This is a genomic window from Gulosibacter hominis, from assembly GCF_904842695.1.
GTDB lineage: Bacteria > Actinomycetota > Actinomycetes > Actinomycetales > Microbacteriaceae > Gulosibacter > Gulosibacter hominis.
In genome coordinates, this window is sequence record NZ_CAJGWQ010000002.1 from 66,369 (window position 1) to 82,288 (window position 15,920).

General features: G+C 62.0%; 12 protein-coding genes. 10 read left to right on the forward strand and 2 right to left on the reverse strand.

The window, feature by feature from the left end:
* Positions 1–40: 40 nt before the first annotated feature.
* From JMV54_RS02600 to JMV54_RS02615, 4 genes are all read left to right on the forward strand, one after another.
* On the forward strand, positions 41–631 hold the full coding sequence (locus JMV54_RS02600) for a TetR/AcrR family transcriptional regulator (protein WP_201517348.1): 591 nt from the start codon (positions 41–43) through the stop codon (positions 629–631).
* A complete protein-coding gene (locus JMV54_RS02605) occupies positions 631–3,540 on the forward strand; it encodes an MMPL family transporter (protein WP_201517349.1) in 2,910 nt (969 codons plus the stop codon). Before JMV54_RS02600 ends, JMV54_RS02605 begins: the two co-directional genes overlap by 1 nt.
* Entirely contained in the window at positions 3,540–5,834 is a 2,295-nt protein-coding gene (locus JMV54_RS02610) for a YhgE/Pip domain-containing protein (protein WP_201517350.1), read from the forward strand. The genes JMV54_RS02605 and JMV54_RS02610 overlap by 1 nt, the downstream gene beginning before the upstream one ends.
* A gap of 430 nt (positions 5,835–6,264) precedes the next feature.
* Positions 6,265–7,500, forward strand: a complete 1,236-nt coding sequence (locus JMV54_RS02615) for an MFS transporter (protein WP_201517351.1) — start codon at positions 6,265–6,267, stop codon at positions 7,498–7,500.
* On the opposite strand, the gene JMV54_RS02620 is transcribed toward JMV54_RS02615, so the two are convergent.
* Together JMV54_RS02620 and JMV54_RS02625 are read right to left on the reverse strand one after the other, a co-directional pair.
* Positions 7,497–8,291, reverse strand: a complete 795-nt coding sequence (locus tag JMV54_RS02620; protein ID WP_201517352.1) for a sugar phosphate isomerase/epimerase family protein — start codon at positions 8,289–8,291, stop codon at positions 7,497–7,499. The two genes, JMV54_RS02615 and JMV54_RS02620, sit on opposite strands and share 4 nt — an antisense overlap.
* A gap of 81 nt (positions 8,292–8,372) precedes the next feature.
* Complete coding sequence (locus JMV54_RS02625; protein ID WP_201517353.1) at positions 8,373–9,338, reverse strand: magnesium transporter CorA family protein; 966 nt, start codon at positions 9,336–9,338, stop codon at positions 8,373–8,375.
* 124 nt (positions 9,339–9,462) lie between these two features.
* Here JMV54_RS02625 and JMV54_RS02630 point away from each other — a divergent pair, with 124 nt between their 5' ends.
* Genes JMV54_RS02630 through mnhG form a run of 6 tightly spaced genes read left to right on the forward strand, consistent with a single transcriptional unit; the run spans position 9,463 to position 15,916 of the window.
* Positions 9,463–12,462, forward strand: a complete 3,000-nt coding sequence (locus tag JMV54_RS02630; RefSeq protein ID WP_201517354.1) for a Na+/H+ antiporter subunit A — start codon at positions 9,463–9,465, stop codon at positions 12,460–12,462.
* Positions 12,459–12,953 carry a Na(+)/H(+) antiporter subunit C gene (locus tag JMV54_RS02635; protein WP_201517355.1) on the forward strand — a complete coding sequence of 165 codons (495 nt, stop codon included), beginning with the start codon at positions 12,459–12,461 and terminating at the stop codon, positions 12,951–12,953. The genes JMV54_RS02630 and JMV54_RS02635 overlap by 4 nt, the downstream gene beginning before the upstream one ends.
* Entirely contained in the window at positions 12,950–14,548 is a 1,599-nt protein-coding gene (locus JMV54_RS02640) for a Na+/H+ antiporter subunit D (protein WP_201517356.1), read from the forward strand. Before JMV54_RS02635 ends, JMV54_RS02640 begins: the two co-directional genes overlap by 4 nt.
* Complete coding sequence (locus JMV54_RS02645; RefSeq protein ID WP_201517357.1) at positions 14,545–15,210, forward strand: Na+/H+ antiporter subunit E; 666 nt, start codon at positions 14,545–14,547, stop codon at positions 15,208–15,210. The genes JMV54_RS02640 and JMV54_RS02645 overlap by 4 nt, the downstream gene beginning before the upstream one ends.
* On the forward strand, positions 15,207–15,491 hold the full coding sequence (locus JMV54_RS02650) for an MrpF/PhaF family protein (RefSeq protein WP_201517358.1): 285 nt from the start codon (positions 15,207–15,209) through the stop codon (positions 15,489–15,491). The genes JMV54_RS02645 and JMV54_RS02650 overlap by 4 nt, the downstream gene beginning before the upstream one ends.
* Positions 15,488–15,916, forward strand: a complete 429-nt coding sequence (mnhG, locus tag JMV54_RS02655) for a monovalent cation/H(+) antiporter subunit G (protein ID WP_201517359.1) — start codon at positions 15,488–15,490, stop codon at positions 15,914–15,916. The genes JMV54_RS02650 and mnhG overlap by 4 nt, the downstream gene beginning before the upstream one ends.
* Positions 15,917–15,920 lie beyond the last annotated feature (4 nt).

Below are 15,920 nucleotides of genomic sequence, written 5' to 3' on the forward strand. Positions count from 1 at the left end.
TTGCCGCGAAACAGCAGCGCTCAAGACGGAAGGAACTTGGTTGAGCGACAGTAGTGAGCTGCGCGAGCGCATCCGAGAAATTGCGCTCCAGGAGTTTGCCGAAAAAGGATTTTTGGGCTCGTCACTGGCAGATATTGCCGGGCGTGCCGGGTGCACCAAACAAAATGTCATCTATCACTTCGGCAGCAAGCAGGGCCTGCTCGCCTCCGCCTGTGAGGGGGTCGACGAGCAAGCTGCCCAGGTGATTCGCGACTATGAAACCGGAAATCTCGACGATCTGCTGCAAACAATCGTCGACGTGGTTGCCGCCAACCCGTATGGCGTGGCGGCGCTGCTGTTCTACCACGACGCGCTTCCCGAGGATTATTCACTCACCGGTATCCAAGAACTGCTCGAACTCGCCGCCCAGGTGTACGCCCCCGGTGATGACACCGCACTGCTGCGAGTGACGGTCGCCATGACCGGAATTGCGTTCGTGCTGGTATCTGAGGCGCTCAGCGGTCACAGCCACTCCAAACCACCCGTTTCGCCCGGTGTTGAACTCAGTCCCGATATAGCCGCGCAGCTGCTGCGCAGCCTCGTGAGCCCCGCATCCGAAACCACCGACCACCACCAGACCCAGGAGGCGTAATGGCTCTGCTTCTTTACCGAATCGGGCATTTTTCATATCGACGCCACTGGCAGGTGCTGTCGGCGTGGCTGGTGCTACTAGCAGCCGCGCTCACGCTGGGTCTGACGCTCGGCGGCCAGATGGAAGAGAGCTTCGACATCCCCGGCACCGAGTCGCAGAATGCGCTCGACCGGCTCGAACAGGTTTTCCCGCAGGTTGCCGGCGAGAGCGCGCAGGTAGTGGTGGCCGCATCCGACAGCATCGACAACTATCGCGACGAGCTCAACGACATCGCGAAACAGATCGAAGAAGTGCCGCGAGTTGAACAGGCACTCGACCCCTATAGCGAATACGCCACCGGCACGCTGTCTGAAGATGGCAAAGCCGCGATCATCCAGGTGCAATTCGAATCGGTTTCGAAAGACCAGCTTGAAGAACCCGCCGACCAGGTGCGGGAGGTCGCCGATCAGCTGAAAGACCACGGCCTCAAGGTCGAATACGGCGGGATGCTGTACCAAAACCTCGAGTACGGTCTCACCGCCACCGAGCTGGTGGGCGTGGCATTTGCCGCTCTGGTGCTGTTTGTCGCCTTCGGTTCGGTGGCGGCAGCTGGTATGCCGCTGGCCGCCGCGATCACCTCGGTGGGGGTGACCATGGGCGTGCTGCTATTCATCACCCGATTCGTCATCGTGTCGAGTGCCACCCCGATGCTGGCGGTGATGATTGGTCTCGCCGTCGGTATCGACTACGCCCTATTCATCATCTCTCGCCATCGCAAACAGCTCGCATCCGGAATGGAAGCCAGCGAGTCGGCGGCGCTCGCAACCGGCACCTCGGGGTCGGCAGTGGTGTTCGCCGGTGCAACCGTGATGGTGGCACTGTTCGGGCTCACCATCGTCGGCATTCCTTTTCTGTCGGTGATGGGTATTGCCGCGGCGGCCGGTGTGTTTATGGCGATGCTCGTCTCACTCACGCTGGTGCCAGCGCTGCTCGGCATCGCCGGTGAGCGGCTGCGCCCCCGCGAGGGCTCGCGAGCGTGGAAACGCGAAACCGGCCAGAACAAACGGCCGACCATGGGTCGACGCTGGGTTCGCCTCGTGATGCGCGCACCGATCCTATTCGTGCTGCTCGTCATCGGGTTGCTCACCGTAGCCGCACTTCCCGCCCTGCACATGCAGACTTCGCTGCCGAGCGGTAAGGGTGAGGCCGAGGGCAACACCGCGCGCGACGCCTACGACATCGTGACCGAGCACTTCGGTGAGGGAACGAACGGCCCGCTGCTCGTGATGCTCGACATCACCCAGATGGACAACGACACACTGGTCGACGACCTCGAAAAGATTCGTGACGAGGTTGCCGCTGTCGATGGCGTTGAGCTGGCGGGGGATGCGTTGCCAAACCCGACCGTCGACTCGGCCATCATCCAGGTCATCCCGACCACCGGGCCCGACGACCCGGCAACCATGGACACGGTGCAGCGACTGCGCGACCTGGCACCGCAGATTGAAGACAACTACAACGCCGTCAGCTCGGTGACCGGTATGACCGCCGTGCAGATCGACATCACCGACCGCCTCAACGGCGCGCTGCTGCCATTCGCCGGCGTGGTGGTTGGCATCAGCGTGGTGCTGTTGACCATGGTGTTCCGTTCGCTGCTGGTGCCGATCAAAGCCGCGGTAAGTTTCCTGCTCTCGGCCTTCGCCGCGTTCGGTCTCACCGTGCTGGTATTCCAAGACGGAGTGGTTGGCGAAATTCTCGGCATCGTGCCCGGACCAATCATCGCCTTCCTACCGGTGCTGCTCTTGGCGATCGTGTTCGGGTTGGCGATGGACTACGAAGTGTTCCTGGTTTCGGGGATGCGTGAATCGTACGTGCACGGGCACACGGCCCGCGAAGCCATTGAAGAGGGCTTCGCCGGTGCCGCACGTGTGGTGACTGCCGCGGCACTGATCATGTTTTTCGTGTTCGCGGCCTTCGTGCCCGAGGGTGCGGGCGTGATCAAGGTGATCGCCTTCGGCTTGGCTGTCGGTATCTTCTTCGACGCCTTCCTGGTGCGGATGACGCTCGTTCCGGCACTGATGACGCTATTCGGCGATCGCGCCTGGACGCTTCCCAAGTGGCTCGAGCGCAAGCTTCCGAACCTCGATATTGAGGGTGAACAGCTGCGCGAGCACCTGGATGCAGCCCGCTGGGCGGCCGAACACTCGTCAGGTATTGCTTTCGATCAGCTGCAATTGCGGGCGGGTAAACGCGGCACCGAACCGCTGGATGTCGAACTGCCAGCCGGCGGCATCCTGCTCGCCAGTGGCGACCCGCTCGATCGGAAACTGCTCGCCGACACGATTGCCGGCCGCCTCGAGCAGGGGAGCGGTTCGGGGCATGTGCTCGGGCGGTCACTGCCCGGCGACTCGCCCGCACTCGTCTCGCGCGTAACCCGTGTTGACCTCGGTAACCTCGACGACCGCAGCCGTGACCTTGACCTCGGACAGCTACTTGCCCGTCACGGTGCCTTCGCCACCCGAATGTTCCGTTCCGAGGCCCCGGCAGCGGCAACAAACGCGGCTCTGCAGCGCGCCAACGAGGTGCTCGCCGAGCTGGGCGAAACGCTCCGGCTCGACCGCTCCAGCCGCCTTGAACTACTCGAACCGCTGCCACGAGCGGTGGCACAACTGAGCATCGCGCTCGCCGAGCAACCCGAGGTGCTCGTTGTGGATCTCGGCCAGTTGGGGAGCGCATCCACCCAGTCATTGATCGCCGATATTGTGCGCGCGATCGACCTGCTCGCCGTCAACCAACGCTCTGGCCAACTTGTCACCGTTGTGGTGTGCGGCAGTCATCTCAACCTTCACTCCACCCAAACCGCGCTCGCACGTTCAACGCATCAGCGTGAGTCGCGTGAACTTGCGCTGATCGGAAAGGAGCTGCGCTAATGGCCACCAAGAATCAATTTGTATCAGCGCGTGTGCGCAACCTACTACTGGCGATCCTGCTGCCAATCATCCTGGTTCTGGTGGGTGCGCAGTCGGTTTCCAGCACTTCTGAGGCGTCGGGCCGGGTGCCCGCGCTGATTGTGAACAATGACGAGATGGTCGAACAGATCAATAAGGACGGTTCGACCACGCAGGTGGTGGCCGGCCGGCTGCTGGTCAGCTGGTTGACCAACCCCGACAACGCCGGTCAGTACGACTGGCAGCTGGCAAACCCCGAAACGGCGCAGCAACGTCTCGACGAGGGCAGCGCCTATGTGGTGGTGACCATCCCCAAGGACTTCTCCGAGTCGGTTGTTTCGGCGAGCACCGGTGACCCCAAGCCCGCAAAGGTCGAGATGGTGACCAGTCAGGCGCACGACTACCGCACCGGCGAGGTCACCCAGCAAATCTTCGACGGAATGATTGCCGAATTTGGTCAGGACATCACCAACCAGATTGCGGTTGGGCTTGCCGATGGTGTGAACGAGTCGGCGGATGGGTTGCAGCAGGCAGCCAATGGCGCCGGAAAACTGGCAGATGGGGCCGGCAAGCTCGGCAACGGTTTTGACCAGTACGCCGATGGCACGGCGCAGCTGGCTGATGGTGCCGGACAGAGCGCGGATGGCGCCGGTCGGCTCGCCGGTGGTGCCCGCGATCTTGACAGTGGTGCGCGGCAGTATGTCGACGGCGTTGAACAGTATGTTGACGGTGCCTCGCAGCTCGCGGGCGGTGTCGACCGGTATGTGGGCGGGGTCGACGAATATGTCGGCGGCGTGAAGCAGTATGTCGACGGGGTGAAGCAACTCGATGGCGGGCTGCAGCAGCTTGCCGGTGGTGCCGATCAGCTGCGTGATGCCAGCGGTCGAATTGACTCGGTGGCCGATCGGCTTGGCGGCATCTCAGGCAGTGTCGACCGGGTGCGTGAGCAGCTGGGGCAGGTTGAGGGTGTGCTCGATCGGCTCTCGGAGCTCGACGCGAGCGAACTGTACGGCATCTGCGAGCGCATCACCGATCCAGATTTGCAGGCCGAATGCACGGTATCGGTTGACACCCTCATCGCACAGTTGCAAACGGGCAGCTTCAACCCGGGGGATGTTCGACAGTTCCTCGACGAAGCCGACCAGGCTCTCGCGCAGCTATCGGATGCCGGCCCGCAGTTGAAACAGCTGTCTGGTGGGCTCAACCAGTTCGCGGACGGAGTGACACAGGCGGCCGACGGTAGCTCGCAGCTGGCGAGCAACGGTGACCGGCTGGTGTCGGGCGGTAACCAGCTCACCGATGGCGGTAGTGAGTTGCAGGGTGGCGCCAACCGACTCAGCAGCGGCGGTCAGCAGCTTTCGGGCGCCGGCGGGCAGCTGGTCGACGGCACCTCGCAGCTGGCAGACGGTACTGGCGAGCTGTCGAGCGGTCTTGATCAGCTCGCTCACGGTGCTCAGCAACTGGATGAAAACAGCGGCCAAATTAAGGACGGTATCGATCAGCTACACGACGGCGCCGGCAAGATGCAGTCATCGCTGCAGGACGGTGCCGACCAGGCGCGCAGCGCGATCAGCGACACGGATCGGTTTGCCGAGATGGTGTCGCAGCCGGTGCAGAGCACCAGCACCGTGACCCACAACCCCGGTTTTGGTGGCATCCTCGCCGCGATGCTGGTGCCGGTGGGTGCTTGGGTTGCCGGTTTTGTGACCGCGATTCGGCGCCGGATGCTCACCGATGATCTGCTCGATTCGAGCGTTTCAAATATGGGCATCCTCATTGCGGGTATCCGCCGGGTGTTTACCCCGGTGATGATTGTGGCGCTGGCACTTACCGCGCTGGCGCATCTGGTGATGGATGTTCCGGCGCAGGCGATCGGCGGAACGCTGCTATTCGCGCTGCTGGCTGGTTTCGCATCCTCGGCGCTCCACCTGATGTTTGCAGTGTTCTGGGCGCGGCGTAATGCGGCGATCGTGTCGCTGAGTGTGCTGCTGCTACAGCTGTTGACGCTGCGCGGCGTGATTCCGTTTGAGTGGCGGGCGCCGTGGGTTGGCTCGGTGTCGATGTTCTTGCCCGTTGGGCAGACCTCGACGGGCCTGCAGGCGATCTATGCCGGCGGTAATGCGGCAACGGTGGTGGCTGCGGCGGCCGGGTTGATTCTGGTGACGCTTGCCGCGCTGGCGATCACGGCGGTGGCGATTGGCAGCCGTCGAAAAGCAAAAGTCACCGCGCTCGTCGCCGAACCCAAGAATGGTATTGCGGCACGGTTGAAGGCCTAGCCGCAGGGCGTCGCCCTATTGTCGCTGCCTCCACCTATTGTCGCTGCCTCCACCAGCAAATGACCCTCTTACTGCGAAGTGACCCTGTCGTAGGAGGGTCATTTGCCGCTAACAGGGTCATTTGTTGTGGAATCTGGGCGCGGGGGTTGGGCAGCTGCTCCGCTTATCCCACTGTTAGCCATGTGTGGCTGTGCTGCGGAGGGCACGACGTATCAGCTGATTCGGAGGGGGGTGTAGGCTGCACACTCGAAGACTGGTTTTATTTCAAAGGGGAAACACGATGTCAGGGGGTTACTGCACCGTCATGACCGGTCGGCATCGCAAGAAATCCGGTGGGTCGAAATATAAGCCTGTCCACAATCCCATTTAGCGAGCAGGCCCATTTAGCGAGCAGGCGGATTCAGCGCGTAGGTTTTAAGGCAGCCAAGAGATGAAGCGAATATTTGTGGCCAGTCTCGGTGAGGGGGCGAGTGACGACCTCGTCCGCTCGCTAGCTCCGTTGATTGCTGTCACGGTGCTGAGCATGCAGTCTGAGCTCCTTGGCTTGCTCAACGCCATGCCTTTTCTGTGGTTCCTTCTTTTTGCAAAACAAATCGGGGCAGCCGTTGACCGAATGGGCCCTGGCCGGGCACTCTTGATCGGAAACCTACTAAGAATCTGCATCATTTCATTCCTAGGAATCGGATTGCTCGCCGGCGTCATGTCGGCAGCACTCTTCCTAGTGGGGATGGCGCTCTTGGGGCTCGGTGATGCACTTTTCAACACTGGGCGGGCGGCGCTCTTGCCGGATATTGTCGGGCGCAAACACGTGCCCGAAGCCATGCAACGAGTCGAGTCAGCAAGCGCCATCGCAAGAGTCGGCAGCCCCGCCCTGGTGAGCGGTTTGCTGCGGCTGCTGTCGCAGCCGGCCGTTTTCATCTGCGGGATACTGGGGTACTTCATCAGCGCAGTTACGTTCGGCATGCTCATCCCCAAGCGCCATACGGGGCAGGCCACTCGAAAACGTGCCACGAACGACACCAAATCGGCCTGGAACGTGCGCCGAGTGCTGACGACACGGGGTCTCTCAGCCGTGGTGCTCTCAAACGGACTTGCCAATAGTGCGACCATGGTGAGTGCTGTCGCACTGATCTACTTTGCCCTTGACTACGTGGGGGTGGAGCCAGGAAACATTCCGCTAATCGGCGTCGCCACAGCTCTTGGCGGGCTTGTTGGTGCCGTCATGGTCACACCGCTACGTACTCGTTTCACCGAGGTGCGGGGCAAACTCTTGGCAGTTGGTCTCGCTGGGCTGAGCGCACTTATTACACCAGCAGCAATCCTCATACCCGACTACGGGTTTTGGGTACTGGCAGCGGGTGCCTTCTTATTTTCGCTCTGGTTTACTGTGGGCAATGTTTTGGGCTCTGGTATTCCCGCCCTCGTAATTGAGCCCGAGCAATTGGGCCGTGGAACCGCTGCAATCACGGTGATTACCATCGGCGTGATGCCAGCTGCCAGCCTGCTCGGAGGTTTTCTCGTTGCCGCAGTCGAACCCCTGTTAACCCTCGTTATCGCGGCGGCTATTGTGCTGTGCGCTGCGATTCCGCTCTGGATGGCGCGTGACTGGCAGCCGCCGCGACCCGATGACGACAGCGAAACGCCTGGCGAGGCTACGGCCGGTTAAATCTGCCCCAGGTTACGGCGCGCAAACTCAACCGTGCGGCGCAGGATGCGTAGGCGTTCGGTTTCCGATTTGGCACCGCGCGTGTTCACCTCAGCAACCACATGTCCCGACCACTGCGTGTCACGCAAATACTGAAGCGCCTCGGCAACCGGTTGTCCACCCTCGCCCGGCGCGAGATGCTCGTCAAAAATTTTGCCGCTCGACCCGGGAGCCTGGCCATCACACAGATGGATGTGCCGCAGCCGGTGGGCTGCATCCCGAGTCATCTCAAGACAGTTTTGGCCCGCCAGTGCGGCATGCGAAAAATCAATCGTGATCGAGTCGCAATCCATCTCGATCGGGTTGATGCCCGGGGCATACATGCGGGTGCCATTACCTCCCACGTACCACGGAAACATGTTTTCGACCGCGAGCGCGACTCCCGAACCGCGTTCGAGCCGGCGAATAATTTCAAGAAACTTCTGCGCATAGGTGGTCTGCCAACGAAACGGCGGATGCACAACCACCACATCAGCACCCACCTCGCGGGCCAGATCTACCGAACGTTCGAGTTTCATGGTGGGGTTCGTGCCCCACACAAACTGCGTAAAAAACAGCACGGGAGCGTGAATCGCCAGCACCGGCAGATCGTGTTTGCGTGACAGCGCACGAATCGCCGCAGCCGAACGAGTGGCGGCCTCGGTCGACACCATGATTTCGATCCCGTCAAAACCGGCGCGTTTAGCGATTTTGAACGAGGTGTCGAGCGGTTTGCCGAAAGTGCACGAGGTGCTCATGCCAAGTTGAATCATCCCGCGCAGCCTACGGGTGCTTGGTTACAGCTTGGTGCCCGCGCGCTAAACCACCGATCGATCACAGCCAGTTGCTGCGCTTCACAGCCAGTTGCTGCGCTTAAACAGCCAATACAGCCCCACACCCATGACCACCAGCAGCGCGTTCGACACCCACCAGGTTTCCACCGACCCGAACCCGGGAAACTCGACGTTCTGCCCGAAGTAGCCGGTGATCGCGGTGGGCACCGCAATAATCGCGGCCCACGAGGTGACTTTTTTCATCACCTCGTTCATCTGGTTGCCCTGCAACGCCACATTCGTTTCGAGAATCATGCTGATCTGATCGCGCAGCCCCTCAGCCCACGCGGCCGAGTGCAGGGTGTGGTCGTACACATCACTGAAATAGGGTTCGAGACCGCGCACCGCCACGCGCGAATCGCTGCGCAACAGCGTATTCACCACCTCGCGTAGCGGCAGCGTGACATGCTGCATCCGCTGCACCGAGCGGCGCAGCACGAACGCGGTTTTTTGCACCTCAAATGTTGCGCGGGCATCGTCAAACATCAGCGCGGTGAGCTCATCGGTGTGGTCACTCACCTCGGCCAACACGTCGACGTGGCCGTCAACCACGCAGTCGAGCAGCCCCCACACGATATAACCGGTGCCACAGCTGATCAGATCGTCGTTGGCCTCGAGCCGGGCGACCACTTCGGCCATCGGAAAATCGTCTTCGTGCACCGTCACCACCAGTTTTGGCAGCAAAAACGTGGTGCAGCGCGCCAGCTGCACCTCGTGTGATTCTTCGAGCCTGGCGGCCGACAGCGTCATCAGCAGGTGGGTAGAAAATCGTGAAATTTTTGGGCGCTCGTGTGTGTTCAGTGCATCCTCGACGGCAAGCTGATGCAAATCGAGCTCGTCGGCCAGACGCGACAGCGTCTCGGTGTCGTCGAGGGTGAGGTCAATCCAGCCAAAATCAATGCTGTCTGACCGCATCCTGGCCAAAAAATCTGCGGCCGAATCGACCGTCTGTTGGCGACCATCCGAATAGACCCGAAAGCGCTCCATGCCCTCAGCGTACGTCGCCCACGGGATGGATACCGTGCATTCGCGTAGAGCGAACTGACGACCGAATCATGCGGTTGCATCGAACCGTTAGGATGTTGTGAGTAACACGAGGAACGGGGTGTTCATGCTGGCTTGGCTCGGGATTTTCCTGATTGCAAGCATCAGCATGCCGGCCCTGCGCCACATCCCCCGCAACGGTGCTTTCATCATCGCCAGTGTGGTTTCAGCAGCCGCTGCAATCTGGCTCGCCACCCTCGCCCCCACCGTCATTGCAGGTGGCGTCTACGAGCAGCACGTGCCGTGGATTCCACAGCTCGACATCAATTTGAGCTTCCGCATCGACGCCCTCAGCTGGATATTCGCGATGATCGTCACGGTGATCGGGGCGCTCGTACTGGCCTATTGCGCCAGCTACTTCAGCACCGATGAACCGGGGCGCGGCCGCTTCGCTGCGGTGCTGCTCGGCTTTGCCGGGGTGATGCTGGGGCTGGTGACCGCCGACAACATCTACCTCATGTTCGTGTTCTGGGAAGCCACGAGTGTGTTGTCGTTCTTGCTGATCGGCCATTACACGGGCCGCCGGGCCGCGCGCGGTTCGGCCATGCAGGCGCTGCTGGTCACCACCTTCGGTGGCCTCGCCATGCTGGTGGGGGTCGTGATGGTGCACTGGGCGGCCGGCACCGCTTCACTGCAGCAGATCGTCGCCGCAGGGCTACCTGATTCGCCATTCGTGCGCACCGCCGCGGTGCTGGTGCTGGTGGGCGCAGCATCTAAATCGGCACTCGTGCCATTCCACTTCTGGCTGCCCGGCGCAATGGCCGCACCCACACCGGTGTCTGCCTATTTGCACGCCGCCTCAATGGTGAAAGCCGGTATTTATCTCGTGCTGCGCTTGCTGCCGAGCTTCGGTGAAATCAGCGGCTTCCGCGAAACGCTCATCGTTATCGGCGTGTTCACCATGCTCGTGGGCGGTTGGCGCTCGCTGCGGCAGTTCGACCTCAAACTCATACTCGCCTACGGCACGGTTTCGCAGCTCGGCTTCATGATGACCATCGCCGGTTTTGGCACCAGGGATGCGGCGCTCGCGGCGGTTGCGATGGTGATCGCGCACGCGCTGTTCAAGGCCGCACTCTTCCTTGTGGTCGGCACGATCGACCACCGTGCCGGTACCCGTGACGCTCGCAAACTCTCGGGAGTCGGCCGCGCCATGCCGGTACTCACCACGTTTGCGGTGATCGCCGCGGCGTCGATGGCGGGGCTGCCGCCGCTGTGGGGTTTCGTCGCAAAAGAGGCCGCGTTCGGTGCGTTTTTTGATGCCATCAGCACCGGGGATACCTGGGGTCTTGTGGCGCTGGTGGGCACCGCTATCGGCTCAATCTTTACCGTGGCCTACACGCTGCGGTTCCTCTACAGTGCTTTTGCACGCAAACCCGACCCCGAACTTGCCGAAACTAAGTTGGCTCCCGCATCCGCAATTGACGGTGTGGTGATCGGCACCCTCGTTGCCACCACCGTGGTGCTGCCGCTGGCGGCCGTGCAGTGGATCGACCGGCTCATTGCCGTGTATGCCGACTCGGTTCCAGCGCTCGACTCCTGGGACCTTGCCCACCTGGCGCTGTGGCACGGCTGGAAACCGGCGCTGGCGGTATCGGCCTTCACGCTGCTGTTTGGTGTGATGATGTTCGCGGGTCGCGGCACCGTGGCGCGCATCCAGGCGCTCGTGCCCGCGTGGGTTGATGGCTCAAAGACCTACTGGTTGGTGATGCGCCTGGTCGACCGCGGGGCAGCCCGCGTCACCGCGATGATTCAGCGCGGTTCGCTGCCGGTGTACCTCGCGTGGATTTTTGGTGTCTCGGTGCTGTCAATCGTGATCAGCGCGGCCCGGGTTGATTTCGCTGAGCTCGACCTCACACTGCGAACGCCGTGGTGGAGCGTCGTGGTGCTGGTGATCATCCTGATCGCCTCGTTCGCCACCGCGGTCTCAACAAAACGGTTCCAGTCGATGGTGTTGGTGGGCGTCACCGGTTACGCGATGGCGGCCGTTTTCGCGCTTTCGGGAGCCCCCGACCTCGCCACCACCCAGGCGCTTATCGAAACGATCTCGATGGTCGTGTTTGTGCTCGTGCTGCGCCGGCTTCCCGCCCTCCACTCAAATCTTGGCAGCAACCTACCCGGCTGGGTGCGCTGGGCGATCGGCGCAGCGGTCGGCCTCGGGATGGGGCTGGTCGCCATCATCGCTCTCGGCTCACGAGCATTCCCGAGCGACGGGCTGGCGCTGCCAGAGCTCGCCGTCAAGGGCGGTCACGGCGACAACTTCGTAAACGTCACGCTGGTGGATATTCGTGGTTGGGACACGATGGGTGAGCTGCTCGTGCTGGTGGCAGCGGCCACCGGTATCGCGAGCCTCATTTATTTGGATGCGCGCCGGTCGCGTCGCGAGCGCGAACTCGCCCGCACCCGCCTGACACCGAAGCAGCGTCGTCTCGAGGCTGAGCGTCAGCGCGCCGGCTGGCTGCTTGCCGGGCACACCATCGGCCCCGACCAGCGCTCGATCGTCGTCGAGATCGTGGTGCGGGTGATTTTCCACGCGCTGCTCATCGCCTCGCTATTTCTACTGTTCTCGGGGCACAACGACCCCGGCGGTGGTTTTGCTGGCGGCGTTGTAGCGGGCCTCGCACTGGTGGCGCGCTATCTCGCCGGTGGCCGGGAAGAGCTCGATTACACGGTGCGCATTGACGCCGGTCGCCTGCTTGGTATCGGCATCGTGACGGTGGCGATCACCGTCATCACGCCGATATTTTTCGGCTACCCACCGCTCACCTCATTCTGGATCGACCAGCAGATCCCGGTAATCGGCCACTTCGTGCTCGTTACGTCAACGTTCTTCGACATCGGTGTGTACCTCGTGGTGATCGGTCTGGTGCTCGACATCCTGCGCTCGCTCGGTTCCGAACTCGACGCACAGGCTGAGGATGAAAACCTCGCCGCAACCAACCTCGGCGCGACCGTGCTCGACGAGGGCGAACTACCCGGAGCCGAACCCGTGGTCGACGAACCGATCACCCGCCGCATCCAAATGGTGCGCATTGGTGGCCCCCGCAAACGGAAGCGGGGTGCACGATGAGCCTCGATATTGCGCTTCTGATCGCCATGGTGGCGATGTACACCGTCGGCGTGTACCTGCTGCTCGAGCGCAGCGTCACCCGCATGATTTTCGGGGTGATCCTGCTCGCCAACGCCACCAACCTGCTGCTTTTCCTCACCGCGGGGAAGCCGGGGCTGGCGCCGCTGACCACCGAGGGTGCCGAGCCCGTCGACTACACCGACCCGCTACCGCAGGCGTTCATCCTGACCGCCATCGTGATCGGGATGGCAACCACCGCCTTCATGCTGGCGCTGCTGTACCGCTCGTGGTCGCTGGCTCGTGCCGACGTGGTGGCTGACGACCACGAGGACGTCTCGCTGCGCGAGGTGGATGTGGAAGCCGACGACGAGGTGTTCGACCTCGACGACGCCGGCGACACCGACTTCGAACCCGAACATCTACCGGGAGACGAAGAATCGCCCACACCGGAAGACCAGGAAATCGCACTTGACGAGGAGGAGCTTAAATGAACGCGCTCGTTCCTCTGCTCGTGCTGACCCCGCTCTTCGGTGCCGCCCTCACCCTCACCGCTGGGCGCCGCCGGCGGATGCAAATCGCGATTGCCTCGCTGAGCATGGTGGTCAGCCTCGGGGTGGCGGTCGCACTGCTGCTGGCGGTGCAGGCAACCGGACAACCGCTGGTGATGCAGGTGGGTGGCTGGGCGGCGCCGTTCGGTATTTCGCTCGTCGTCGACCGGCTTTCGGCGCTCATGGTCGTCATCACCAGCATCGTGCTGCTGGCGGTGATGGTCTTTTCGATCGGGCAGGGCAACGTCGACCACGCCGACGAAGACACCGAAGAAGAAACCCCCGTTTCGATCTTCTATCCCACCTACCTGGTGCTGGCCGCGGGCGTGTACAACGCGTTCATTGCCGGTGACCTCTTCAACCTCTACGTGGGCTTTGAAATCCTGCTGGTGGCGAGCTTCGTGCTCATCACCCTCGGCGGCACCGTGACGCGCATCCGGGCTGGCGTCACCTACATCATTGTTTCGCTGGTGTCGTCGGTGCTGTTCTTGATCGCCATCGCCATGATTTTTGCGGCCACCGGCACCGTCAATATGGCCACGATCTCAGCCCGAGTGGGTGCGCTTCCCAGCGAAGTGCAACTGGTATTGCACCTGATGCTGCTGGTTGGGTTTGCAATTAAGGCGGCGCTTTTCCCGCTGTCGTTCTGGCTGCCCGACTCGTACCCATCGGCGCCGGCACCGGTCACCGCGGTATTCGCCGGCTTGCTCACCAAAGTGGGTGTGTACGCCATCCTGCGCACCGAATCGCTCATCTTCGCGGCCAACGATATTTCTGTGCTGCTGATGGTGGTTGCTATTGCCACGATGCTCGTCGGAATTTTTGGTGCCGTGGCACAGGCGGGTATTCGCCGGATGCTCTCATTCACGCTCATCAGCCACATCGGATACATGATTTTCGGTATCGCGCTGGGCACCGAGAGTGGCTGGTCGGCGACGGTGTACTACATCATGCACCACATTTTGGTGCAGGCGACGCTGTTCTTGGTCACCGGTCTGATCGAACGCGTGGCCGGAACCTCGACGATCACGCACCTTGGCGGGATGCTCAAACGCGCCCCCACAGTGGCGGTGCTGTTTTTTATCCCGATGCTCAACCTCGGCGGCATCCCGCCATTCTCTGGTTTCCTTGGCAAGGTTGCGCTATTTATTGCCGGCGCCGAGGGCACCGGACTGGCGGTGCCGCAGTGGCTCGTGTGGGTCGGTATTGCCGCCGGCGCCATCACCAGCCTGCTCACACTCTACGCGCTGATCCGCGTGTGGAACCTCGGGTTCTGGCGCGAGCTCGACGAAGTCGGCGATGTCGAATCGCCACTGACTATCGTGCTCGAAGAAGAACCCGACGCGGATATCGTCAGGGACGAGCGCAATAATTCGAAACTCATGAACTTCGCCACCGGGGGACTGGTCGCGGTCACCGTGGCACTCACCGTTTTTGCCGGTCCGCTGTTCACAATCGCCGACCAGGCGGGAGAAAACCTGCGCGACTCTGGTGCCTACATCCAAACGGTTACTAATGAAGAGGGGATCAAACCATGACCCCGCATTATGCAGCCACAAAACCAACCTCACGGCTGCGCACATTCACGCCGCTGGTGATTGTGCTGCTGTGCGTGTGGTTGATCCTCTGGCGGCAGTTTGATGTGATCAGCATCGTCACCGGAATCGTGTTTTCGGTGCTGGTGGTGGGGATGTTCCAGCTGCCGAATGTGCAGCTGATCGAGCGCGTCCATCCGCTGTGGTTGATCGTGCTCGCCGGCAGAGTGATTGGCTGGGTGGTGCTCTCGTCGCTCGAAGTGGCATGGCTCACCGTTCGCCCGCAACCAAAACCGAAGGCGTCAATCATCGCCTATCGGATGCGCGCCCGCTCCGACTGGCTGCTCACCCTTGCCGCCCTCATCAATATGTTTGTGCCCGGCAGTGTGGTCGTTGACGTTGACCGTACCCGCGGCATCATCTATTTGCACCAGTTCGCGGCCGAAGGACCCGACGGTATTGCTGCGGCGCGACGGGCCGCCTATCGCATTGAGGATGCGATTGCGCTCGCCTTCGCCAGCCACGAAGATCTCCACCACATCAACCGCTGGCGGGCCGAGCACGAGTATCCGCCGCTGTGGGCATCGCGTCGTCAGCGCTCTTTTGAAGCCGCGGTTGAGCGCGACCGACTGCGTCACGAAACCGAGTGGGAGGAAGAATCATGAGCGCCACGGCAGTGACGATTGTGACGCTGATCGTCGGCAGCTGCTTTGCTGCCGCCGCCGTCCTGTCGGTGATCCGCATTGTGCGAGGCCCGTCACTTATCGACCGGATGGCCGCATCCGACACACTGCTCACAGTGCTGATGTGCGTGCTTATCGCCGAGATGGTGATTAATGGCCACCTGCACACGCTGCCGCTGGTGGTTGGGCTGGCGATGACCGCCTCGGTTGGCACGCTCGCCGTGGCGCGCTTTGCCTCGCGAGCTGGAAGGCGGAAAAATTGAGCGGAAATATTTGGCTGGATGTGCTGTCGGCCATTCTGCTGATCGCCGGAGCCGCCATGTCGCTGACCGCCGGTATCGGTTTGCTGCGGTTTGACGACATCATGACCCGGCTGCACTCGCAGTCAAAGCCGCAGTCATCGGGATTGATCTACCTGCTGATCGCCCTGGGCCTGCAGCAGGGCAAGTGGGAGCTGGTGCCGCTACTGGTGCTAGTGATCGTGTTCCAAATGCTGACCACACCCGCCGCATCCATTGTGCTAGCTCGCGCCGGGTATCGCTCACGGCACTACGACGGTGTAGATCTCGCGCTGGATGAACTGCGCGACGATGTGCAGCGTGCTGAGCGAGCCACCGGCGTTGAGGAAGAACGTGCCGCGCTTGCCGCGCGCGAAGCCGACTCCGACAACAGCGATCACGCCGGGTGAGCGA